Genomic DNA, 22,400 nt, shown 5'->3' with positions numbered 1-22,400 from the left:
TTTATTTTTAAGTAAATAATTATCGTACAAGTTTTGAAGGGATAATTTGTTTTGAATTAATTTTAATTTATTTTTACGAGTAAGAGTTTTTATAAAATGTTCTTTTTTTAAAGCGTCGGATTTATCGATACATTCTTCACTAAAAACCATTTCAACAGGAAGATGTGATGCGGTATATTTTGATGCAATTCCATCATTGTGTGCCTTTAATCTTTTTTCTAAGTTATTAGTGTATCCAGTATATAAACTCCCGTCGCCACACTTTAAAATATAAACGTAACTAGACATAAGATTCTCCACTAAGATATTCGTCAACTGTGAAATTTACAATCTCAAATTCAAATCCACGACTTTGCAAATACTTTTTTGCAGAATTTATTTTTTTTAAATCTTTTTCATTAGCATCTAATTTTTTGCTTATAAGTTTTTCGGCATTTAAATATTCCAATTCATAATCATAGTCTTTCATAATTTTTTCAATAATCCTATTGTCAATTCCCTTAGACCTTAACATGTAAATAATTTTTATCTTGCCATACTTTTTTATATTCATGGCATCATATAAGTATCTCCTTGCATAATCCTCGTCATTTAAATACTTTTTTTCATTTAAGATGGGGATAATTATATCTATTATATTTTTACTTACTTTATTTTTATACAAATGGTCTATTAGCTGTTTTTCAGTCTTATTTCTTTGTAAAAATTTATAGGCTATAAGAAGGGCATTTGATTTTTCATCTTCAAATTTTAATTTTTCGATAATTTCATCTTCTACTTCTTGACCTTTGTAGAGACCAAATTCAATTAGAGTTTCTTCTGAAATATTTATTTCTTTGCCATTATCAAAAAGAATATGAAATTTTTTATTTTCAAAACTTATATTTGATATAATCATTTTATCACCAAGATAATTTTAACATAAAAAAAGAAAATTCAAAATTCATCTAATTTAACAAACTGTGGAAAAATAAAAGTAAAGAGTATATAATTATAGAGAGTTTAAGACGAAGAGGTGTAATATGTTTGAATTAATCTCACAAGTGCTGAGATATGTTTTTATAATCTTAATTTATCTTTTTATTTTTAGTATTTTAAGACTGATGTATCTCGATGTGAAAAGCATGACAAGTAGAGGAGAGTCCCTTGATGATGCTTATTTAAAAGTGGTAAATAGACTTGATTCATTGAACTTTAAAATGCAGGAGTATTATGTAATAGATGGCGATATAACTCTTGGCAGAAGTTCAAGGAACGATGTGGTTATAAAGGATAAATTTGTAAGTAAAAATCATTTAAAAATTCTTGACAAAAATCAAGCATATTATATTGAAGACCTTGGTTCTGCCAATGGAACTTTTTTAAATGGTACGAAAATTGAACCCAATGAGTTAATTGAACTTCAAAATAATGACAAAATTGGTGTTGGTTTTATTCAATTTATTTTTGTAGATAAAAGGTGAAATTGTGTTAGATAATATTTTAAAACAGCGAAAGCCTAGAAATCTCCTTTTGATTTTTGAAATTCTAAGTATTTTATTGTTGTTTTCTTTTAACAATAACAATGTTGATAAATATATAGTTATTTTATTTTTAGGTTTGATTTTAATTGTATACATTTCAAATTTAGTTTTGGGAAAAGTATCTTCAGGAGACAATTATATATTTTTAATAGTCTCAATGCTTTTGAGTCTTGGAATTATAACTATATATAGGTTATCTCCAAAACTTGGATTAAGACAACTTATTTGGGTATTGGCAGGTATATTAGTTTTTTATTTAACATATTTTGTAATTAGGGCTATGAGAAGGCTTGAATATATGACAGGTCTTTACTTAGGGCTTTCAGTTTTATTTTTTCTTCTTACAATTATTCTTGCACCAGATAAGTATGGTGCAAAAAACTGGATAGAAATTTCAGAAGGGATAACAATTCAGCTTTCAGAATTTACTAAAATCTTAGTAATATTTTTAATAGCTTCTTTTTATACAACTTTCCAAACAAGACTTAAAAAATTAAATTACAAACATACTTCGTATTACTTAATGGCAGTAATATATATTTTTGTTGGATTTTTATTTATTCAAAGAGACCTTGGGACAGCTGCTATATTTATTAGCATATATACTCTTCTTCAATACATCTATGATGAAGACAGAAAATCAATTATAGTAAATATTGGACTTATGTTGTTTGGCTCAGTAGCTGGATATTTTTTATTTTCTCACGTCAGAAATAGAGTTGATATTTGGCTAAACCCATGGACAGCTGATAAAGTAGTAAATAGCGCTAGACAAATTGTTCAGTCACTTTTTGGAATAAGCGAAGGTGGATTTTTCGGTCAAGGAATTGGGCTTGGTTATCCAAAACAAATTGCCTTTTCTTACTCAGATGTTATATTTTCATCAATTTGTGAAGAAATGGGCATATTAGTAGGCATTGGAATTATTATGCTCTATATGCTTTTAGTTTATCGAGCCATAAAGATTGCACTAAATCAAGAATATTTGTTTTACAGGATTCTTGCTCTCGCTATTGCAATTTTATTTACAGTACAAGCTTTTCTTAATATTGGTGGTGTTATAAAATTAATACCAATGACAGGACTTACACTTCCTTTCATTTCTTATGGCGGAAGTTCTATGATTTCAAGTTTTGTTGCACTTGGAATACTTCAAGTTACTAGTGAAGATTTATCTTACAAATATGATAGGGGAATTGACAATGAATAGTAAAGACAATAAGAGAATTTTGGTTTTACTTGTTTTTTTAATGATGCTATTAGTTGCTCCAATAATTTATCTCACTTATTTCACAGTCTTTAAAGCAGGAGACATTATTAATCATCCTGCAAACAGAAGAAGTGAGTTGAGAGAAAATTCTGTTAAACGTGGAACTTTTTACGACAGAAATCACGAAGTTCTTGCTTATTCAAATGGAGAAAAATATAATTATCATAGAATTTACAATCAACCTGTTATTTATTCTCACATAATTGGTTATTCTGACAAAATAGTAGACAAATACGGTCTTGAAAAAGAATTAAATAGCTATCTCGTTGGTAAAGAGGGCTCAAAGATTTTAAAAACCTTCAAATCAATAATAAATAAAAATTATGATCTATATAGTGGAGATGATGTTACATTAACAACCGATACTAATCTCCAAGAAAAAACTAGATCAGTTTTATCAGGAAAAACTGAAAAGGGTTCAGTAGTAATGATGAATCCCAAAACTGGAGAAGTTCTTTCCATGATTTCACTTCCAGACTTTAATTCGCAAAATATAGCCAAGGATATGCAAAAAATTAATGAGGAAAATAATGGTGCCCTTTTTAATAGTTCCACAAAAGGAAAATTTGCACCTGGTTCAATTTATAAGATAATTACAACTACTGCCATACTAGAATCTGGAATTTCACAAAATTATACAGATGAGGGAGTGGAGAAAATTGATAATGGTCGTGAATTTAGAAATGCAGGTAACAAAACTTATGGAAGAGTTGACCTTAAAAAAGCATTTACAAATTCATTAAATACTTATTTCGTAAGAAAATCTGTTGATATGGGAATAGATGAAATGGCACAAGTTTCTGAGAAATACATGTTAAATAAAAAAGTTGATTTTGAACTACCTCTAGAAACTTCAACATGGGATTACAAGAGGAGTGGATTTGATAGAACTGCACTTGGAGCTGCAGGTATTGGACACGACACAGTTTTAGTTACGCCTCTTGAAATGTGTATGGTGGCGTCTACCATTGCTAATGATGGTGTAATGATGCAACCTCATATTGTAAAAAGAATTGATTCCTCAGATGGAAAGAATATATTGAGAAATTCTCCAACTATTTTAAGCGAAGTAACCTCTAAAGAAAATGCAAATCAAATTACTAAATACATGGTCAATGTTGTTAACAATGGTACTGGAACAGAAGCTTATGTTCATGGCTTGAAAGTTGCAGGAAAGACTGGTACTGCTCAACTTGATTTAAAAGAAGGAACTAATAATGCCTGGTTTATAGGATTTGCTCCTGCAGATGATCCAAAAGTTGCAATTGCAGTTGTAATTCCAAACGTAAAAGATTATGGGTCAGAGGCAGCTGCCCCTATTGCAGGTGAACTTTTAAAATATGCTGTAAACAATTTACAACTTGAAGAAGAGTGATGTCATGTTTAATAATAATTTTGTAACGGCCTTTGTTGCTGCAGCGGGAATGGGAAAGAGAATGAATATGGGAATAAATAAACAATTTCTTTCCATTGATGACAAGCCAATACTTGCTCATACTATTAAGAAGATTGAAAAATCAAAGTACATTGACTTTTTAATTTTGATAGTAAAAAAAAGTGATATGCGATATGTATATGATATCATTGAAAAACATAAAATTAATATAAATTACAAAATAGTCTACGGTGGCAAAGAGAGACAGGATTCAATTTATAATGGACTTTTAAAAATGCCAGAAAAAACTGATATTATCCTTACCCATGATGGAGCAAGACCCTTTGTATCAGTAGATAAAATTGACGAAGCAATTGAGAATGTATTGGATACTGGAGCAGCTGTCTTGGCAAATCCAGTTAAAGACACTATAAAAGTTTCTACGGATGGAAAACTTGTAGATTATACTCCAAATAGAGATAGACTGTGGCAGGTTCAAACGCCTCAAGTTTTTAAAAAAGATATTCTTATGAAAGCTTACGATCAAGCTTATTCTGAAGGATATTATGGTACAGACGATTGCTCCTTAGTTGAGAAGACGGGAATTAAAGTGAAATTAATTTATAACTCATATGACAATATAAAAATCACTACAAGGGAAGACTTGTCCATTGCAAACATCCTAGTAAAGAAGGTGAATACATGAGAATAGGAATTGGTTATGATGTTCATAAATTAGTAGAAGATAGAAAATTATTTATTGGCGGAATTGAAATTCCTTATGAAAAGGGACTTTTAGGCCATTCTGATGCAGATGTACTTATTCATGCGATTATGGATTCAATTTTAGGTGCCCTTGCTCTTCGAGATATTGGCTACCATTTTCCTGATAATGACAATAATTACAAAGACATTGATTCAAAAATTCTTTTAAAAAGAGTTTTTGAAATTATGAAATCTAAAAACTATAAAATTGGAAACATTGATGTTGTCGTCGCTTGCGAAAAGCCAAAATTAGCACCCTATATTGACAAAATGAGAAAGGTAATTGCAGATATTTTAAATACGGATATAGAAAATATTTCTATAAAGGCAACGACAACTGAAAAACTTGGCTTTATTGGAAGGGAAGAGGGAATTTCCTCAGAATCAGTATGTTTACTTGAAAGGGATGATTAATTAGATGAAGTTTTTTATTGATACGGCAAATATTGAAGAAATTAAGGAAATTAATTCTTGGGGTGTTCTATCAGGAGTAACAACTAACCCAACACTTATCTCAAAAAGTGGCGGAGTTTTTGAAGATGTGATCAAAGAAATATCTGAAATTGTTGATGGAGACATTTCTGCGGAAGTTATTTCTACAGATTTGAATGGAATGCTTAAAGAAGCAAGAGCTCTTGCAAAAATTTCTAAGAATATTGTAATAAAAATTCCAATGATTGAAGAGGGATTAAAGGCTGTAAGTATACTTAATAAAGAGGGCATAAGGACCAATGTAACTTTGGTATTTTCAGTTTCTCAAGCTTTATTAGCAGCAAATGCTGGTGCTACCTATGTGAGTCCTTTCATGGGAAGACTTGATGATATTGGTGAATCGGGAATTAATCTTGTTGAGGATATAGCATATATATTTAAACAATATGGATATAATACTCAAATTATTGCAGCGAGCATAAGACATATAAATCATGTAAAAGATGTTGCGAAAACTGGTGCAGATATAGCAACTATTCCTTATAAAATATTTAAAGAAATGATTAAGCATGAATTAACAGATAGTGGTTTAAAAAGATTTTTAGAAGATTTTAAAAATGTAAAGACAAAGGAGAAATAAGATGGACAGAAATTTAGCACTAAACTTAGCAAGAGTAACAGAAGCGGCAGCACTTTCAGCAGGTAAATGGCTTGGAAGGGGAGACAAAAATGCAGCAGATGGTGCCGCAGTTGATGCGATGAGAAGAATGTTTGACACAGTTGATATTGATGGAACTGTAGTTATTGGCGAAGGAGAAATTGATGAAGCTCCTATGCTTTATATTGGAGAAAAAATTGGTACAAAAAAAGGCGAAGAACAAGTAGACATTGCAGTTGACCCTATTGATGGAACAAATTCTATTGCAAATGGTACTGATAATTCTATCGCTGTACTTGCAGTAGCTCCTAAAGGATGTCTTTTAAATGCACCTGATATATACATGGATAAAATTGCCTGTGGACCAAAAGCTAAGGGACTTATTAAACTTGACGATACACCAACTGAAAATATTAAAAGAGTAGCAAAAGCTCTTAACAAAAATATTAATGATATAGTCGTAGCTGTTTTAGATAGACCTAGACATGAAAATCTAATTAATGAGATAATTTCTATTGGAGCGAGAGTTAAAAAAGTTTCTGACGGTGATGTTGTTACAGCTATTGAAACTTGTTATGAAGATTCTGGAATTGATCTTGTAATTGGTCGTGGAGGTGCACCTGAAGGGGTAATTGCAGCTGCAGCCTTAAAATGTTTAGGTGGAGATTTCCAAGGAAGACTTCATCCAACAGATGAAAAGCAAGAGCAAAGATGTAGGGATTTAGATTCAGATTTAAAAAAGGTTTATACAATTGAAGATTTAGTAAAGGGAAATGAAGTTATTTTCTCAGTAACTGGTATTACTTCTGGAGAAATTCTTGAAGGAGTAAAATACTACGGGGACAATAAAGCAAAGACTGAAACTTTAGTCCTAAGACTTCCTAGTGGAACGCAAAGATTTATAAAATCAATTCACTCTCTTGATTTAAAACCTGATTACGCAAAATAATTATTATGAACAATGACAATGAATTAAAAAATAAATCCATAGATGATTTGAGAAAAATTTCTAAATCATTAGGATTAAAAGATGTTGAAAAATATAATATTGAAGATTTAAAACATTATATTATTAAAGGCGAGATCCAAAATAAAAATTTGAAAGATGAACCTTTGGAGAGGTTAAAAGTTTCTGAACTTAGAGATATTGCTAAAGATTATGGAATTGAAAAATCCTATAGTTTAAAAAAAGAAGCACTAATTAAAGAAATAAATTTAATAAGAGAAAATGAAAAAATTGAAAATTTAGATCTTTCAGAAAATGCACAAAAAACTTTAAAAAATTTAGAAGAAAAAGACTATGTTAAAGGGATTTTAGAACTTCATCAAGATGGTTATGGATTTTTAAGACGAGTTAATTATCTTCCAAGTGAAGAGGATATCTATGTGTCCCCATCACAAATAAGAAAGTTTAGACTTAGAAATGGCGATGAAATTCTTGGAATTAAATCTCCTCCAAAGGATGGAGAAAGTTTTAATGCTCTGTTATATATTAAATTAGTAAATGGAATGCATCCTTCAAAAGTATTGAACAGACCTTATTTTGACAATCTAACTCCAATCTATCCTAAAAATAAAATTAATTTAGAGACAAAAGAGGAAGATATAGCAATGAGAGTAATAGATTTGCTTTCACCAGTAGGACTTGGTCAAAGGGGACTAATAGTATCTCAACCAAAATCTGGAAAGACAACTCTTTTGAAAAAAATATCTAAATCAATTAATATAAATTATCCCAATTTGCATTTGATAGTATTGTTAGTTGATGAAAGACCTGAAGAGGTTACGGACATGAAAAGATTTGTTAAAGGTGAAGTGGTGTATTCAACCTTTGATGAAAACCCTAAAAATCACACTCGTGTTGCTGAAATGGTAATCGATAGGGCTAAGAGATTAGTTGAAAATAAAGAAGATGTTGTAATACTTTTAGATTCTTTAACTAGATTATCTCGTGCCTATAATTTAATCACGCCCACAAGTGGCAAAACTCTTTCTGGAGGACTTGATCCTCTGTCACTTCACAAACCAAAGAGATTTTTTGGTGCTGCAAGAAATATTGAAGAGGGCGGTAGTTTAACCATACTTGCCACGGCTCTTGTGGATACAGGTTCAAGAATGGATGATGTAATCTTTGAAGAGTTTAAGGGAACGGGCAACATGGAACTTCACTTAAACAGAACTCTTTCAGAAAAGAGAATTTTTCCTGCTATTGATATTTTAAAATCTGGCACAAGAAAAGAAGAACTATTATTGAATAAAGACGAGCTAGCATTTAATTACGAGTTTAGAAAAAATTTAAACGAAGAGAATATTGAAGATGTAACCGAAAAATTTTTAGATAAACTTTCAAATACAAAGAGTAATTCAGAGTTTTTAAATAAATAGTTTATCTTTGTTTCTTAAAATGTTGATTTATAGCCTAGTTTATTGTATAATAATTGAGGTAATAAATATAATTTGTATAATAATGAAAATTATGTTATAATATAAAAATTGAGTTATAAAATACTTTAAGGGGGCTAAACAATGAAAAAAGGAATTCATCCAGATTATAAAGAAGCTACAGTAACTTGTGCTTGTGGCAATACTTTTAAAACAGGATCTGTTAAAGAAGATTTAAAAGTTGAAATTTGTTCAGCTTGTCATCCTTTCTTTACAGGAAAGCAAAAACTCTCTGATCATGGCGGAAGAATTGAAAAATTCAATAGCAGATACAAGAGAAATAAATGACAGTAAGGTTAGCCTAGCTAACCTTTTTTATTACTTAAATTTATGAAAATAAAAGATGCACTTATTGAGGGAAGAAAATTTTTAAAAAATTTAGAATATACAGATCCTGCTTTTGAAACGCGAAAAATTTTAACAGAACTTTTAAATAAAGACTTGTATTATTTAATTGCACATGACGATGAAGAACTTGAAAAATCAATAGAAGAAAATTATTTCAATGTTTTAACAAAAAGACAAGAAGGAATACCACTACAATATATTTTTGGAAAAGAAGATTTTTATGGTAGGACTTTTACAGTTTTAGAAAATGTATTAATACCTAGACAGGATACAGAAACTTCTGTTGAAATAATATTAAAACTAGTTAAAGAAAATAATATTAAAAATATGCTTGAAATTGGATGTGGAACAGGCATTGTGAGTATTACTGTTGATTTAGAAAGTGCAGGGAAAATTAATATTACTTCAGTTGATATAAGTCCCTACGCAATTAAAAATTCAAATATAAATAAAAAAATTTTAAAATCAAATATTAAAATTTTAAAGAGCAATTTATTTGAGGAAGTTGAAGAAAAATTTGATTTAATTTACTCAAATCCTCCTTATATTAAAACTAGTGAAATAGAAAACCTGCAAGTTGAGGTGAGAAATCACGAACCAAGACTTGCCCTAGATGGTGGAAGTGATGGACTTTATTTTTATAGAAAAATAATAAAAAAGTCACAAGATTACTTAAATAAAAATGGATTTTTAATATTTGAGATAGGTTATGATGAAGCAAAAGATGTTTCATTGCTCATGAGAAAAAATTTTAATGTTGAAATTTTTAAGGATCTAAACAATTTAGATAGAGTAGTAGTTGGACAATTAAAAGTATAGGAGCAAATATGTACGAAAAACTTTCTGTTTTTGAAGATAAATTAATAGAGCTTGAAAAAGATTTAAGCAATATAGAAGTTATTAATGATTCTAAGTTATATCAACAAAAGGCAATTGAGCATGCCGAAATTGAACCTATTGTTGAAAAATATAGAGAATATAAAAATACTTTGAAATCTTTAAATGAAAATAAAGAATTGATTAAAGAAAAATTAGATGATGAATTTAAAAATTTAGTAAAAGATGAAATAAATGAAGAAACAAAAAAAATGGAATCATTAGAAAATGATTTGAAAATTTTGTTAATTCCAAAAGACAAAAATGACAATAAAAATGTAATGGTTGAAATTCGTGCTGGAGCTGGCGGAGATGAAGCAGCTCTTTTTGCTGGAGTTTTATATAGACAATATGTTAGATATGCAGAAAGATCTGGATTTAAAGTTGAAACAATCTCTTCAAACGAAATTGGGATTGGGGGATTTAAAGAAATTGTATTCATGATTATAGGAAATGGGGCTTACTCAAGATTAAAATATGAATCAGGAGTGCACAGAGTTCAAAGAGTTCCCGAAACAGAAAGTGGTGGAAGGATTCATACTTCTACAGCTACTGTTGCAGTTTTACCAGAAGCCGAAGATGTAGATGTTGAAATTGATCCTACAGAAATTAAATTTGACGTATTCCGTGCTTCTGGAAACGGTGGACAATGTGTAAATACAACTGACTCTGCAGTAAGACTTACTCACATTCCAACTGGAATAGTTATTTCTTGTCAAGACGAAAAATCACAACTTAGAAATAAGGAAAAAGCAATTAAACTACTTAGGTCTAAATTATATGATTTAAAACTTCAAGAGCAAAATGAGAAAGAATCAATGGAAAGATCTTCGCAAATTGGAACTGGGGATAGATCTGAAAGAATCAGAACTTATAATTATCCTCAAGGAAGGGTAACTGATCACAGAATTAATTTTACATCCCACAAAATTGACGCTATTAATGATGGAGATTTAGATGAAATAATAGACGCCTTGATAACATATGATCAAACAAAAAAAATTGAAAATTTAGATTAATAATTTAGACAAATATTAGATTTTTTTAGTATATTTATTTGATTTTTCATAAATATTAGTCTATAATAATAAGAGTAATTTATTATTAAATTTTATGGGGGTAATATTATGAATCAAATGACAAGTGATAATTTAAGATCAGCATTCGGAGGAGAATCTCAAGCTCGTACTAGATATAATATCTGGGGTAATGTAGCTGAAAAAGATGGATTTAAAAATGTAAAAAGACTTTTTGATGCAACTTCTGATGCAGAAAAAATTCACGCAACGCTACATTTCAAAGCTCTTAAAGATGTATCAGGTGATTTTCCTGTAACATCAATGGCTGGTTTTGGAATTAATAGCACTTCTGAAAATCTTGAAGCTGCAAGAAATGGAGAAATATTTGAATCAACTCAAATGTATCCTGCTTTTATCGCAGTTGCAGAAATGCAAGGAGAAAAAGAAGCTGTTAAAGCTATGAAATTTGCAACAGCTGCTGAAGAAGTTCACGCTGAAAGATATTTAACTGCAAAAGAAGCTGTAGATTCAGGTAAAGATCTTGATGTTGAAAATATTTATCTATGTCCTGTATGTGGATATATAGCATTTGAAGAAGAAGAAAAATGTCCAATTTGCGGATGTGCAGGAAGCAAATTTATAGCTTACTAATTTAAAAAAGTCTCTCTTATAGAGAGGCTAATACATAAAAGAGTCGGTAGTATGATATTGACTCTTTTTTTATATATTTTTTACTATTTCTTGAAAAAATTAAAATTTTTTGGCAGACTAACTTAGTCTTTTTATGTATTAATATAATATTAAAGTTTTTTCTAAATCTTTAGAGAATTTTATTTTTTTAATTTTAAATACTGGCAAAGGTCAATATAAAATAAACAAAATATTGCTAATTTTAACACATTATGTTATACTTTTATCCGGTAACTAATACACACATTTTTTGATATCTAAGGAGTTGCCAATTTGGTCCCTTTGATAAGTGATAAAAATGGAGGAAAAAACACGGAGGTGGCTTAAATGTCAGTAATTTCAATGAAAAATTTATTAGAAGCCGGTGTTCACTTCGGACACCAAACTAGAAGATGGAATCCTAAGATGAAGAGATTTATATTTACTGAAAGAAACGGTATTTATATAATCGACCTTCAAAAGACTGTTAAAAAAGTTGAAGAAGCTTATGATTTCGTAAGAGAGATTGCAGCAAATGGTGGAGAAATTCTTTTTGTTGGTACAAAAAAACAAGCTCAGGACGCAATCGAAAAAGAAGCAACTAAATGTGGTATGCCTTATATTAATGAAAGATGGTTAGGTGGTCTTTTAACTAACTATAAGACTATTAACAAGAGAATTGAAAGGCTATACAAATTATTTGAAATGGAAGAAAATGGAACATTTGATGTTCTTCCAAAGAAAGAAGTTGCTCAATTACTACATGAAAGAGAAAAACTTGAAAAATTCCTTGGCGGAATTAAAGAAATGAAGGGAATGCCTCAAGCACTATTTGTAGTTGACCCTAAAAAAGAAAGAATTGCAGTTAAAGAAGCACATATTTTAGGAATTCCTGTTATCGGTATCGTTGATACAAATTGCGACCCTGAAGAATTAGATATTCCAATTCCAGGAAATGACGATGCAATTAGAGCAGTAAAACTTATTACTGAAACTATTGCTAATGCAGTTATCGAAGGAAAACAAGGAAGCCAAATTGAAGATAACGATGATGATTATGATGAATCCACTCAAGATGTTTCTGTAAAATCTATTGAAAACGAAGAAACTGTTGAGGATGAAAAGTCAACTATAGAAGAGTAAAGATATTTCGAGAGTTCTAAAGTAATCCTTTAAAACTCTCTTTTTTTAAAATAAATAAGGAGTGAATTAAAATGGCTATTACAGCAGCATTAGTTAAAGAATTAAGAGAAAAAACTGGAGCAGGCATGATGGACTGCAAGAAAGCTTTGTCAGAAACAAATGGAGATATGGACAAGGCAGTTGATTTTCTAAGAGAAAAAGGTTTGGCATCTGTTGCTAAAAAATCTTCAAGAATTGCATCTGAAGGTCTTGTTGACTCTTACATTCATGGTGGAAGAATTGGGGTTTTAGTTGAAGTAAACTCTGAAACAGACTTCGTTGCTAAAAACGAAGAATTTAAAAATTTTGTTAGAGATATTGCTATGCAAGTTGCTGCAGTTGCTCCAAAATATGTTAGTCGTGAAGAAGTTCCTGCTGAAGAAGTTGAGCATGAAAAAAATATTCTTACTGAACAAGCAAGAGGAGAAAATAAACCAGAACATATTATTGAAAAAATGGTAGAAGGTAGACTGGAAAAATTCTATGAAGAAATTTGTCTTCTTGACCAAGATTTTATTAAAGATCCAGACAAAAAAATCAAGGATATTTTAAATGATTTAATAGCAAAAATTGGTGAAAATATAAAGATCAGAAGATTTGTTAGATTTGAAGTTGGCGAAGGTCTTGAAAAAAGAGAAGAAAACTTTGCTGAAGAAGTAGCTAAACAAATAGGTTAACAAATTGGAGGAGTAAATGCCAAAATATAAGAGAATTGTTTTAAAACTCAGCGGCGAAGCACTAGCAGGTTCAAATTCCGTTGGAATTGATATTGATTATGTCAATTTAATTGCAAGGCAAGTAAAGAAAATTTATGAATTAGGTGTTGAGACGGGAATTGTTGTAGGTGGCGGAAACTTTTGGAGGGGACGCGACGAAAATAATATTGATCGTGCCACATCTGATTATATGGGTATGTTAGGTACTGTTATGAACGCTTTAGCATTACAGGACTCTTTAGAAAAATTAGGCGTTATTACTCGTGTGCAAACTGCTATAGAGATGAAGCAAGTTGCAGAACCATATATAAGAAGACGTGCTATAAGACATTTAGAAAAGGGTCGTGTTGTTATATTTTCAGCTGGAGTTGGAAATCCATATTTCTCAACTGATACTGCCGCTGCTCTTAGGGCAGCAGAAATTGATGCCGATGTTATACTTTTGGCTAAAAAAGGTACAGATGCAATTTACGACTCTGATCCAAATATAAATGCTAATGCAAAAAAATATGACAATTTAAGTTATAGAGAAATTTTAAATAAAAATTTAAAAATAATGGATGGCACTGCAACTACACTTTGCATGGATAACAATATACCTCTAAGGGTTTTTGGAATTGATGAGGAAGATGCAATGTATAAAGTTGTGTGTGGCGAAGAAATTGGTACAAGTGTTAAATAGGAGGATATTATGATATCTGATCTAAAAAATAATTCTGAATCCAGAATGAAAAAAACTGTAGGATCATTAGTTGAATCACTTCAATCTATAAGAGCAGGTCGTGCTAATACTACTTTACTAGATAAAATTCATGTTGAATATTATGGACAACAAACTCCAATTAATCAAGTTTCTAGTCTTTCTGCTCCAGAGCCAAGACTACTTACAATTCAACCTTGGGATTCTACTTTAATTCCTGAAATTGAAAAAGCGATATTAAAATCAGATTTAGGAATAACACCTTCAAATGATGGAAAAATTATTAGACTTGTTATTCCTCAACTTACAGAAGAAAGAAGAAAAGATCTTACAAAATTAGTAGGCAAATATGCTGAAGAAGCAAAAATTTCTATTAGAAATATTAGAAGAGATGCTATGGAAGATATTAAAAAAGCTGAAAAAGCTAAGAAAATTTCTGAGGATGACAAGGTTTCATATGAAGAAGATATTCAAAAGTTGACAGATAAATATATTAAAGAAGTTGACAAAGTAGCAGAAAATAAAGAAAAAGAACTTATGGAAATTTAATTTTTAGCCTTAGATTATTCTAAGGCTCTTTTTTTAAGGAGTTTTATGAATTATTACGAAGAATTAGACTTAAATAACATTCCGAAACATGTGGGGATAATTATGGACGGGAATGGAAGATGGGCAAAAAATAGGAATATGCCAAGAACTTTTGGGCACAAAGAGGGAACTAAAAGAGTAATAGAAATAGTTGAGGCAGCTTATAAAATAAATATAAAATCCTTAACTTTATATGCATTTTCTACAGAAAATTGGAAGAGGCCCGATAATGAAATCTCAAAACTTATGGACTTATTAGCTTTTTACATAAAAGCTCAATTAGAAAAAATTAAAAAAAATAATGTTAAAGTTAATGTATTAGGCGACTACAATGTTTTTCCACCCACAATAGTGAAACTAATTGAATATGCATTGCAGGAAACAAAATCAAATGATAGAATGATATTAAATATTGGGCTAAATTATGGTGGTCAAAGTGAAATTGTTAGAGCGACAAAAATGATTTGCAAGGAAGTTATTGCTAATAAAATTAACATTGATGATATCAACACAGAAAACTTTAAAAACTATTTATACACAAAAGAACAAGATGATCTTGATTTTTTAATTAGACCTAGTGGAGAATACAGAGTTTCTAACTTTTTACTTTATCAATTAGCTTATAGCGAATTTTATTTTTCAAATGTATTGTGGCCTGATTTTCATGAAAATGAATTTTACAAGGCAATTTATGATTTTCAAAAGCGAAACAGAAGGTACGGAGGACTATAATTTTGAAAGATTTACAAAAAAGAGTTATCACGGGAATATTGGGCATTTTATTAATAATTTTAATTTTTTATTTGGGAATAAACGCTATTAAGATCTCAATTTTTCTTTTGACTCTTGAAAGTGTTAGAGAAATTTACAATGCTCTTCACATTAAAGGCATTAAGTTATGTTTGCCAGTTTTATTTTTTGGTGCAATTATAACTTTTTTATGTTCTTTTTTTGATAAAAACTTAATTTATTCTCTTGTTCTTTTTTTTGTTGTTAACTCATGCCTTTTAGTATTTTTAAAAAATTATGATATAAGCAATTACACTTACACTTTTTTTACTTATTTTTATGCTATATTTTTATTGAATTTACTTGGTAGTATTGACGATATCTATTTAATTATTTCTGCCTTTATAATATCTTTTTCAACAGATACTTTCGCTTATTTTGTTGGATCAACTTTTGGAAAGCATAAATTAATAGAAAGAGTAAGTCCTAACAAGTCTGTAGAAGGTGCAATAGGCGGCACATTTTTTGCGCTTGTTATTACAACGACATATTTTATTATGTTAAATAAATACAATTCCATTTATAATATAAATGCTCTTGTTGTTTTAATTGTTTTTTTAGCTTCCGTAGCTGGTCAATTTGGGGATTTATTTGCTTCTAAGATAAAAAGATATACAGGAATAAAAGATTACGCTCAAGTTCTTCCTGGACATGGCGGTATACTTGATAGATTTGACAGTTTAATTTTTATTAGTCCCTTTGTGTTCATTTTGTATAATTTTATTTAAGGAGGATAAATGATTACTTTAATAAGTTCTGTTGCAGTTTTTCTATTAGTTGTAATGCTTCATGAGTTTGGACACTTCACTGTTGCAAAACTTTCAGGAATAAAGGTTAATGAATTTTCCATTGGTATGGGTCCAAAACTTATCCAAAAACAAAAGGGAGATACTTTTTATAGCTTTAGAGCACTTCCGATTGGTGGTTATGTTGCTATGGAAGGTGAAGAAGAAAACTCACATGATCCAAGGGCATTTAATAATGTTTCTATTTTAAAGAGAATGGCAGTTGTTTTGGCTGGAGCTTTCATGAATTTTGTGTTAGGATTTCTTGCATTTACAATTATTTTTTCCATAGTTGGCTATGGATCAAATGAAATAGAAAATGTAATAAAAAATTCTCCAGCTGAAATTTCTGGTTTAAAATCTGGAGATAAAATTGTAGAAATTAACCAAATAAAAACTAAAGATATATACAAAATTAATTCATTGATTAGGGACAAAAAAGATGAAAATTTAAATTTAAAAGTAGATAGAGAAGGCGAAATATTAAGCTTTAATTTAAAGCCAAAATATTCTGAAGAAAATAAAATGTATTTAATAGGTATTACATCTAAGTTGAAACATTCCTTTTTTAAATCAATAGAAATTGGCGCAAAAAGAACTCTTGATATGTCCATTATAATTTTAAAAAGTTTAAAAGTGATATTAGACGGCTCTTTTAAAATTGAATACCTTTCAGGCCCAGTTGGAGTTGTACAAATGATAGGATCTGAATCCTCTAAGGGATTTTTAAATTTCTTACAAATTTTAGCTTTAATTTCAGTGAATTTAGGTGTATTTAACTTATTACCAATTCCTGCACTTGATGGTGGAAAGTTTTTCTTTTTATTAATTGAAGCAATAAGAGGAAAGCCAATTGATGAAAAAATTGAACAAAAACTTTCTTTAATTGGAATGAGTCTTTTATTTAGCTTAATGATATATGTAACTATATTTAATGATATTGGAAGGTTGTTTAATAAATGATAAACAGAAAAGAAACAAAAAAGATTTATGTTGGCGATGTTCCCATTGGAGGAGATGCTTTTATCTCTATCCAATCAATGACAAACACCAATACTAAAGATGTAAAATCAACTGTTTCACAAATAAAAATATTAGAAGATGCAGGTTGCGACATTATTAGAATGGCGGTAAATGATTTAGAAGATGCAGCCGCTCTTAAAAAAATAAAAAAAGAAATTAAAATTCCAATAATATCTGACATTCAGTTTGATTATAAACTTGCAATTGCTGCAGCGGAAAATGAAAGTGATGCAATAAGACTAAATCCTGGAAATATTGGAGCCTCATGGAAGATAAAAGAAGTAACAGAAGCTTGTAAATTTCATAATATTCCAATAAGAGTTGGTGTGAACTCCGGTTCTATTAAGCAAGAATTTTTAGATAAATTTAAGGGAGTTAATGCATCTTCAATATGTTTAAGTGCAATGGAAGAAGTTGAAATTCTCGAAAAAAATAATTTTTTCGATATTGCAGTATCTTTAAAGGCTTCAAATGTAAATTTAACAATTGATAGTTATAGAAAATTTTCTCAAATGTCAAAATATCCACTTCATCTTGGAGTTACTGAAGCAGGAACGCCAAAAAAGGGAATAGTTAAATCTGCTATTGGAATAGGAACTCTTTTAGCCGAAGGAATTGGCGATACAATAAGAGTTTCATTGACATCTGATCCATTAGATGAAGTTATAGCTGCAAAGGATATTTTAAAAGCATTAGATCTTCGTAGAGAAGGAATAGATTTAATTTCATGTCCAACTTGTGCAAGAACTAAAGTTAATTTAATTGAAATTGTTAATACTGTGGAAGATAAGCTTTATTCAATGGATAAGAATTTAAAAATTGCAATTATGGGCTGTGCAGTAAATGGACCTGGTGAAGCAAGAGAAGCTGACATTGGAATTGCCTGTGGAAATGGAGAAGGACTTATTTTTAGTAAAGGTGAAATAATTAGAAAAGTTCCAGAAGATAAACTTTTAAGTGAATTATTACAAGAGATTGAAAAAATTGGGTGATGATTTGATTTTATTAAAGGATATTTTTAAAAAGTTAGAAGTTACTTCTATTGATATTTCTGAAGATATTTATATTGAATCCATTAAAAGAAATAGAAATACTGGAGAAGTTTTTTTTATAGTGTCAGCTAAAGATGAACTAGAAAATAGTTTAAAGAAAAATATAAAAGAAATATTTTCAAGAAATTTAAAAGAATATAAAATTTATATTGAGTTTAAATCATCTTCTCTCTATGAAAGTGAAGATGATTTAATTTGTGCAGAAATTTTAAAATACAATCCTTCATCAAAAATTTGGATTGATGAAATTGATATTAAAAAAGAGAATTCTAAAATCGAAATAAAAGTACCAACAGAAGAAGCCTATTACACATTAACAAAAAATGGTTTTGGGGCTTATTTGGAAAAAGAACTTAAAGTTTTTGGATCTTACATAATAAATTTTGATTTTGTAAAAGAAATAGTTGAAGAAGAACATCTTGAATCTTTTATCTCACAAATTGATGAAGCGGAAGAAGTCATTTCTGCAAAACAAGAATTGGAAACAAAGACAAAAACAGTTAATAATGAAGGGGAAAGCAAAACAAAAAAAATTAATAGTTACGGTAAAAAAGAAGTTGAAAACATTCAAAGACTTATAGACGTAAACTTAAATTCCCAAAAAGTAACCGTAGAAGTTGATATATTTAATGTTGAAAGCAGAGAACTAAAAAATGGAAACTTTTTAATTTCTCTATCTATAACTGACTATACAACGTCAACTCTTGCAAAAATATTTTTAAAGCCAGAAAAGGCTCGAGATTTTTTAGAAAGCTTTAAAAATGGCGAACATGTTTTAATAACTGGAAATGTAAGCTATGATAATTTTTCAAAATGTGAAACTATTATGATTAGATACATTGAAAAAAAAGATAAAGTTATTCGCATGGATTATTCTAAGGAAAAAAGGACTGAATTTAGAATTCATTCAAAAATGTCTCAAATGTCAGGAGTAACTTCCTTTACTGATTTTGCAAAAAGGGCAAAGCTATGGGGTCATGATGCCTTAGCAATATCTGATACCAACGATGTTCAAGGTTTTCCTGAAGCAATGGAAGCAAGAGAAGCAAATGGACTTAAAATTTTATATGGAGCAGATATAAATTTTGTAGATGATGAAGAAAAAATCGTAACAAATTATGATTCAAATAAAAAATACAATTCTTATGTTGTATTTGACATAGAAACTACCGGATTATCATCAAGAAAGGATAAAATTACAGAAATTGGTGCCGTAAAAATTGTTGACGGAGTAATAGTAGATAGATTTTCACAGTTAATTAATCCAGAAATGGAAATTCCACAAGTTGTTGTTGAACTGACAGGAATTAGCAATTCAAAAGTAGAAAATGAACCTACCATCGAAGAAATAATTCCTAAATTTTTCGATTTTGCCAAAGACTCAGTTCTCGTAGCGCACAATGCTAAATTCGATATTTCTTTTATTAGAAGAGAATATGCCAACAATAATTTAGAATTTAATCACCCTATTCTCGATACATTAATCCTTGCAAGGGCAATTATGACTGATATGAAGAGATTTAATTTAGGAACTCTTTGTAAAAATTTAGGCGTATCTCTTATTGGCGCACATAGAGCTGTTAATGACGCCGAAGCTACTGCAGCTATGTTTATAAAATTAATTGAAAGATTTAAAAAAGATAAAGAATTTAATTTTGATAATTTAAACAAAGAAATTGTAAACATAGATTCTAAACGTTTATTTGAAAGTTCCTTGCTTTTATTAGTTAAGAATGAAGTCGGGCTTAAAAATTTATATAAACTAATTTCAGCTTCTCATATGCAGTTTTATAATTTCTCTCCAAAAGTTCCTAGAACTTTATTAGACAAATATAGGGAAGGCATACTAGTTGGCTCTGGTCTTGCAAGCTCAGAACTTTTTGATGCTGTTTATAGGAGGTGCCCGGATCATCAACTATTAGAAATTGCAAAATATTATGATTTTTTAGAAATTCAACCAGCAAGTGACAATATAATTGAAATTCAAGATGGAAAATTTTGCATAGATGACATAAGAGAAATTAATGAAAAAATTGTTTGGCTTGGAGAAAAATTAGGAATTCCTGTAATTGCAGACTCAAATACCTATTATCTTGAAGAATCAGAAGATATTTTAAGAAGAATTGTTTTAAACGGAAAGCCAGGAAGACCTGACCCGAGAGCAAATCGCGAGCAAAAATTTTATTTTAAAACTACAGAGGAGATGCTTGATGAGTTTTCTTATTTGGGAAATCAAAAAGCTTATGAAGTTGTAATAACTAATACTAATAAAATTAAAAATGAAATAGAATCAATAAAACCAATTCCCGATGGAAAATATCCTCCAGTTATTGAAGGTTCAGATGAAAGTTTAAGAGAAATGACCTATAAAAGAGCTCACGAAATTTATGGAGATATTCTTCCGCAAATAGTAGAAGAAAGGCTTGAAAAAGAATTAAAATCTATTATTTCAAATGGATATTCTGTGCTTTATATTATTGCGCAAAAACTTGTAAAAAAATCTAATGATGATGGATTTTTAGTAGGTTCTAGAGGTTCTGTTGGATCATCTTTTGTAGCTACAATGTCAGGTATAACAGAAGTAAATCCACTTCCGCCACATTATATTTGTCCTAATTGTAAACATTCTGAAATTACAAAAAATTTGGAATTTGGCAGCGGAGTTGATATGCCAGATAAACTTTGCCCAGAATGTGGAACTCCAATGAAAAAAGACGGACATAATATTCCTTTCGAAGTATTTTTAGGATTTTATGGTGACAAGGAACCTGATATTGATTTGAATTTTGCGGGAGAATACCAACCCCAAGCTCATAAATATACCGAAGAGTTATTTGGCAAAGGATATGTATTTAGAGCTGGTACAATTGGAAAGATTGCAGAAAAAACCGCCTATGGTTATGTTAAAAAATATTTTGAAAATAAAAATATTTCTCCAATAGAAGTAGATAGATTGGCAAAAGAAATAACTGATGGCAAAAGAACAAGTGGACAACATCCTGGCGGAGTTATGATTGTTCCAAAGAATAAAAGTATTTTTGATTTCACGCCAATACAATATCCTGCAGATGACCCAGCTTCTGGAGTAATAACTACACATTTTGATTATAACTTTATTCATGGAAAGATTTTAAAACTTGACATACTTGGTCACGACGGTCCAACTATTATAAAGATGCTTGAAGATTTTACAGGAATTGATTCAAGTAAAATTAGACTTGACGATGAAAAGGTACTATCAATATTTAATAGTGCAGAAATTTTTAATATGGATGAAGAAATTTTCTCATGTGATACAGGAACACTTGGCATACCAGAATTTGGTACATCCTTTGTAATAGCTATGCTTGTGGAAACAAAACCAAAGAGTTTTGCAGACCTTGTAAGAATTTCTGGGTTATCTCATGGTACTGATGTTTGGATTTCAAATGCTCAGGAACTTGTGAACTCAGGAAGAGCAGAGTTAAAAGATGTAATAGCAACTAGAGAAGATATTATGGTTTATTTAATAAATGCTGGTGCAGAAAATAAAATGGCATTTGACACTATGGAAAAGGTAAGAAAAGGAAAGGGACTTACTGAAGAGCAAGAAAAAATAATGAAGGGGTTAGATTTACCTGAATGGTATATTGATTCTTGTAAAAAAATTAAGTATATGTTTCCAAAGGCTCATGCAGTTGCATATGTAATGTTATCATTTAGAATTGCATACTATAAATTAAATTATCCTTTAGCTTTTTACGCAACATATTTTACTATTAAGCTAAATGATTTTAACGGAGAAAATATTATTGAAGGGCCAAATTTTTTAAAAAACAGAATTAAGACTTTAAAAGAAATTCAAAATCCAACAGCCAAGGATAAGGGAGAGATAAGAGTTTCTGAAGTTGCACTTGAAATGTATGCAAGAGGCTTCGAATTTTTGCAAGCAGATTTATATAAATCAAAGGCTTCAAAATTCACAATCGAAAATGATAAGATAAGAATGCCACTTAGAGCCATACCTGGAATAGGAGAAAACTGTGCAAATAGTATTGAAGAAGAAGCTCAGAAGTCTATTTTTCTGTCAGTGGAAGATTTTTCTAAGAGAACAAAGGCAGGAAATTCTGTAATAACAATTTTACAAAAAAACGGAATGTTAAATGATCTAGATGAGACCAATCAAATTTCATTATTTAATTTTTGAAA

Annotated in this window: 23 protein-coding genes; 21 read left to right on the top strand and 2 right to left on the bottom strand. The window is 29.8% G+C overall.

The window, feature by feature from the left end:
* Positions 1-288 (bottom strand): GIY-YIG nuclease family protein (locus ACQRC6_RS07260; RefSeq protein WP_427848371.1); only part of this gene is annotated, 288 nt, incomplete at its 3' end.
* Positions 281-898, bottom strand: a complete 618-nt coding sequence (locus ACQRC6_RS07255; RefSeq protein WP_427848370.1) for a RecX family transcriptional regulator — start codon at positions 896-898, stop codon at positions 281-283. The genes ACQRC6_RS07260 and ACQRC6_RS07255, both read right to left, overlap by 8 nt.
* A 124-nt stretch (positions 899-1,022) precedes the next feature.
* Here ACQRC6_RS07255 and ACQRC6_RS07250 point away from each other — a divergent pair, with 124 nt between their 5' ends.
* From ACQRC6_RS07250 to ACQRC6_RS07150, 21 genes are all read left to right on the top strand, one after another.
* Positions 1,023-1,463 (top strand): FHA domain-containing protein, encoded by a 441-nt coding sequence (locus ACQRC6_RS07250; protein WP_427848369.1) that lies wholly within the window; start codon positions 1,023-1,025, stop codon positions 1,461-1,463.
* Between the two features lie 4 nt (positions 1,464-1,467).
* Entirely contained in the window at positions 1,468-2,733 is a 1,266-nt protein-coding gene (locus ACQRC6_RS07245; RefSeq protein ID WP_427848368.1) for an FtsW/RodA/SpoVE family cell cycle protein, read from the top strand.
* Positions 2,726-4,168 carry a peptidoglycan D,D-transpeptidase FtsI family protein gene (locus tag ACQRC6_RS07240; protein WP_427848367.1) on the top strand — a complete coding sequence of 481 codons (1,443 nt, stop codon included), beginning with the start codon at positions 2,726-2,728 and terminating at the stop codon, positions 4,166-4,168. Before ACQRC6_RS07245 ends, ACQRC6_RS07240 begins: the two co-directional genes overlap by 8 nt.
* 4 nt (positions 4,169-4,172) lie before the next feature.
* On the top strand, positions 4,173-4,874 hold the full coding sequence (gene ispD / locus ACQRC6_RS07235; protein WP_427848366.1) for a 2-C-methyl-D-erythritol 4-phosphate cytidylyltransferase: 702 nt from the start codon (positions 4,173-4,175) through the stop codon (positions 4,872-4,874).
* Positions 4,871-5,347 carry a 2-C-methyl-D-erythritol 2,4-cyclodiphosphate synthase gene (ispF, locus tag ACQRC6_RS07230; protein ID WP_427848365.1) on the top strand — a complete coding sequence of 159 codons (477 nt, stop codon included), beginning with the start codon at positions 4,871-4,873 and terminating at the stop codon, positions 5,345-5,347. Before ispD ends, ispF begins: the two co-directional genes overlap by 4 nt.
* A gap of 4 nt (positions 5,348-5,351) precedes the next feature.
* Entirely contained in the window at positions 5,352-6,005 is a 654-nt protein-coding gene (gene fsa, locus ACQRC6_RS07225; protein ID WP_427848364.1) for a fructose-6-phosphate aldolase, read from the top strand.
* Between the two features lies 1 nt (position 6,006).
* Positions 6,007-6,972, top strand: a complete 966-nt coding sequence (glpX, locus tag ACQRC6_RS07220; RefSeq protein ID WP_427848363.1) for a class II fructose-bisphosphatase — start codon at positions 6,007-6,009, stop codon at positions 6,970-6,972.
* A gap of 5 nt (positions 6,973-6,977) precedes the next feature.
* The gene (rho, locus tag ACQRC6_RS07215; protein ID WP_427848362.1) at positions 6,978-8,408 is read left to right on the top strand and encodes a transcription termination factor Rho; all 1,431 of its coding nucleotides are present in this window, start codon (positions 6,978-6,980) and stop codon (positions 8,406-8,408) included.
* Positions 8,409-8,549: 141 nt separating this feature from the next.
* Entirely contained in the window at positions 8,550-8,753 is a 204-nt protein-coding gene (rpmE, locus tag ACQRC6_RS07210) for a 50S ribosomal protein L31 (RefSeq protein WP_005956574.1), read from the top strand.
* 42 nt (positions 8,754-8,795) lie between these two features.
* The gene (prmC, locus tag ACQRC6_RS07205; protein WP_427848361.1) at positions 8,796-9,632 is read left to right on the top strand and encodes a peptide chain release factor N(5)-glutamine methyltransferase; all 837 of its coding nucleotides are present in this window, start codon (positions 8,796-8,798) and stop codon (positions 9,630-9,632) included.
* 8 nt (positions 9,633-9,640) lie between these two features.
* Complete coding sequence (prfA, locus tag ACQRC6_RS07200; RefSeq protein WP_427848360.1) at positions 9,641-10,708, top strand: peptide chain release factor 1; 1,068 nt, start codon at positions 9,641-9,643, stop codon at positions 10,706-10,708.
* 108 nt (positions 10,709-10,816) lie between these two features.
* Positions 10,817-11,359, top strand: coding sequence for a rubrerythrin family protein (locus ACQRC6_RS07195; RefSeq protein WP_427848359.1), 543 nt, complete (start codon positions 10,817-10,819; stop codon positions 11,357-11,359).
* A 366-nt stretch (positions 11,360-11,725) separates the two neighbouring features.
* A complete protein-coding gene (gene rpsB, locus ACQRC6_RS07190) occupies positions 11,726-12,520 on the top strand; it encodes a 30S ribosomal protein S2 (RefSeq protein WP_427848358.1) in 795 nt (264 codons plus the stop codon).
* Positions 12,521-12,591: 71 nt separating this feature from the next.
* Positions 12,592-13,236, top strand: coding sequence for a translation elongation factor Ts (gene tsf, locus ACQRC6_RS07185; protein WP_293557265.1), 645 nt, complete (start codon positions 12,592-12,594; stop codon positions 13,234-13,236).
* 16 nt (positions 13,237-13,252) lie between these two features.
* Positions 13,253-13,957 carry a UMP kinase gene (gene pyrH, locus ACQRC6_RS07180; protein ID WP_320850464.1) on the top strand — a complete coding sequence of 235 codons (705 nt, stop codon included), beginning with the start codon at positions 13,253-13,255 and terminating at the stop codon, positions 13,955-13,957.
* Between the two features lie 9 nt (positions 13,958-13,966).
* Positions 13,967-14,524 carry a ribosome recycling factor gene (gene frr, locus ACQRC6_RS07175; protein ID WP_427848357.1) on the top strand — a complete coding sequence of 186 codons (558 nt, stop codon included), beginning with the start codon at positions 13,967-13,969 and terminating at the stop codon, positions 14,522-14,524.
* A gap of 45 nt (positions 14,525-14,569) precedes the next feature.
* Positions 14,570-15,295, top strand: coding sequence for an isoprenyl transferase (locus ACQRC6_RS07170; protein ID WP_427848356.1), 726 nt, complete (start codon positions 14,570-14,572; stop codon positions 15,293-15,295).
* A gap of 2 nt (positions 15,296-15,297) precedes the next feature.
* Positions 15,298-16,080, top strand: a complete 783-nt coding sequence (locus tag ACQRC6_RS07165; RefSeq protein WP_427848355.1) for a phosphatidate cytidylyltransferase — start codon at positions 15,298-15,300, stop codon at positions 16,078-16,080.
* Between the two features lie 9 nt (positions 16,081-16,089).
* The gene (rseP, locus tag ACQRC6_RS07160) at positions 16,090-17,100 is read left to right on the top strand and encodes an RIP metalloprotease RseP (RefSeq protein ID WP_427848354.1); all 1,011 of its coding nucleotides are present in this window, start codon (positions 16,090-16,092) and stop codon (positions 17,098-17,100) included.
* Entirely contained in the window at positions 17,097-18,152 is a 1,056-nt protein-coding gene (gene ispG, locus ACQRC6_RS07155; protein ID WP_427848353.1) for a flavodoxin-dependent (E)-4-hydroxy-3-methylbut-2-enyl-diphosphate synthase, read from the top strand. The genes rseP and ispG overlap by 4 nt, the downstream gene beginning before the upstream one ends.
* Before the next feature lie 4 nt (positions 18,153-18,156).
* A complete protein-coding gene (locus tag ACQRC6_RS07150; protein WP_427848352.1) occupies positions 18,157-22,398 on the top strand; it encodes a PolC-type DNA polymerase III in 4,242 nt (1,413 codons plus the stop codon).
* Positions 22,399-22,400: the final 2 nt, after the last annotated feature.

Origin of the sequence: Peptoniphilus sp. SGI.035 (assembly GCF_050315115.1) — a bacterium.
GTDB lineage: Bacteria > Bacillota > Clostridia > Tissierellales > Peptoniphilaceae > Peptoniphilus_A.
This window is presented reverse-complemented; position numbering and strand designations above follow the sequence as displayed.

Excerpts from the sequence above, each read along its gene's own strand:
- rho (WP_427848362.1), top strand. The coding sequence starts at position 6,978 with ATGAACAATGACAATGAATTAAAAAATAAATCCATAGATGATTTGAGA.
- frr (WP_427848357.1), top strand. The coding sequence starts at position 13,967 with ATGATATCTGATCTAAAAAATAATTCTGAATCCAGAATGAAAAAAACT.
- rseP (WP_427848354.1), top strand. The coding sequence starts at position 16,090 with ATGATTACTTTAATAAGTTCTGTTGCAGTTTTTCTATTAGTTGTAATG.
- ispG (WP_427848353.1), top strand. The coding sequence starts at position 17,097 with ATGATAAACAGAAAAGAAACAAAAAAGATTTATGTTGGCGATGTTCCC.
- fsa (WP_427848364.1), top strand. The coding sequence starts at position 5,352 with ATGAAGTTTTTTATTGATACGGCAAATATTGAAGAAATTAAGGAAATT.
- prmC (WP_427848361.1), top strand. The coding sequence starts at position 8,796 with ATGAAAATAAAAGATGCACTTATTGAGGGAAGAAAATTTTTAAAAAAT.
- ACQRC6_RS07170 (WP_427848356.1), top strand. The coding sequence starts at position 14,570 with ATGAATTATTACGAAGAATTAGACTTAAATAACATTCCGAAACATGTG.
- rpsB (WP_427848358.1), top strand. The coding sequence starts at position 11,726 with ATGTCAGTAATTTCAATGAAAAATTTATTAGAAGCCGGTGTTCACTTC.
- glpX (WP_427848363.1), top strand. The coding sequence starts at position 6,007 with ATGGACAGAAATTTAGCACTAAACTTAGCAAGAGTAACAGAAGCGGCA.
- ispD (WP_427848366.1), top strand. The coding sequence starts at position 4,173 with ATGTTTAATAATAATTTTGTAACGGCCTTTGTTGCTGCAGCGGGAATG.
- rpmE (WP_005956574.1), top strand. The coding sequence starts at position 8,550 with ATGAAAAAAGGAATTCATCCAGATTATAAAGAAGCTACAGTAACTTGT.
- tsf (WP_293557265.1), top strand. The coding sequence starts at position 12,592 with ATGGCTATTACAGCAGCATTAGTTAAAGAATTAAGAGAAAAAACTGGA.
- ACQRC6_RS07255 (WP_427848370.1), bottom strand. The coding sequence starts at position 898 with ATGATTATATCAAATATAAGTTTTGAAAATAAAAAATTTCATATTCTT.
- pyrH (WP_320850464.1), top strand. The coding sequence starts at position 13,253 with ATGCCAAAATATAAGAGAATTGTTTTAAAACTCAGCGGCGAAGCACTA.
- ACQRC6_RS07250 (WP_427848369.1), top strand. The coding sequence starts at position 1,023 with ATGTTTGAATTAATCTCACAAGTGCTGAGATATGTTTTTATAATCTTA.
- ACQRC6_RS07240 (WP_427848367.1), top strand. The coding sequence starts at position 2,726 with ATGAATAGTAAAGACAATAAGAGAATTTTGGTTTTACTTGTTTTTTTA.
- prfA (WP_427848360.1), top strand. The coding sequence starts at position 9,641 with ATGTACGAAAAACTTTCTGTTTTTGAAGATAAATTAATAGAGCTTGAA.
- ACQRC6_RS07195 (WP_427848359.1), top strand. The coding sequence starts at position 10,817 with ATGAATCAAATGACAAGTGATAATTTAAGATCAGCATTCGGAGGAGAA.
- ispF (WP_427848365.1), top strand. The coding sequence starts at position 4,871 with ATGAGAATAGGAATTGGTTATGATGTTCATAAATTAGTAGAAGATAGA.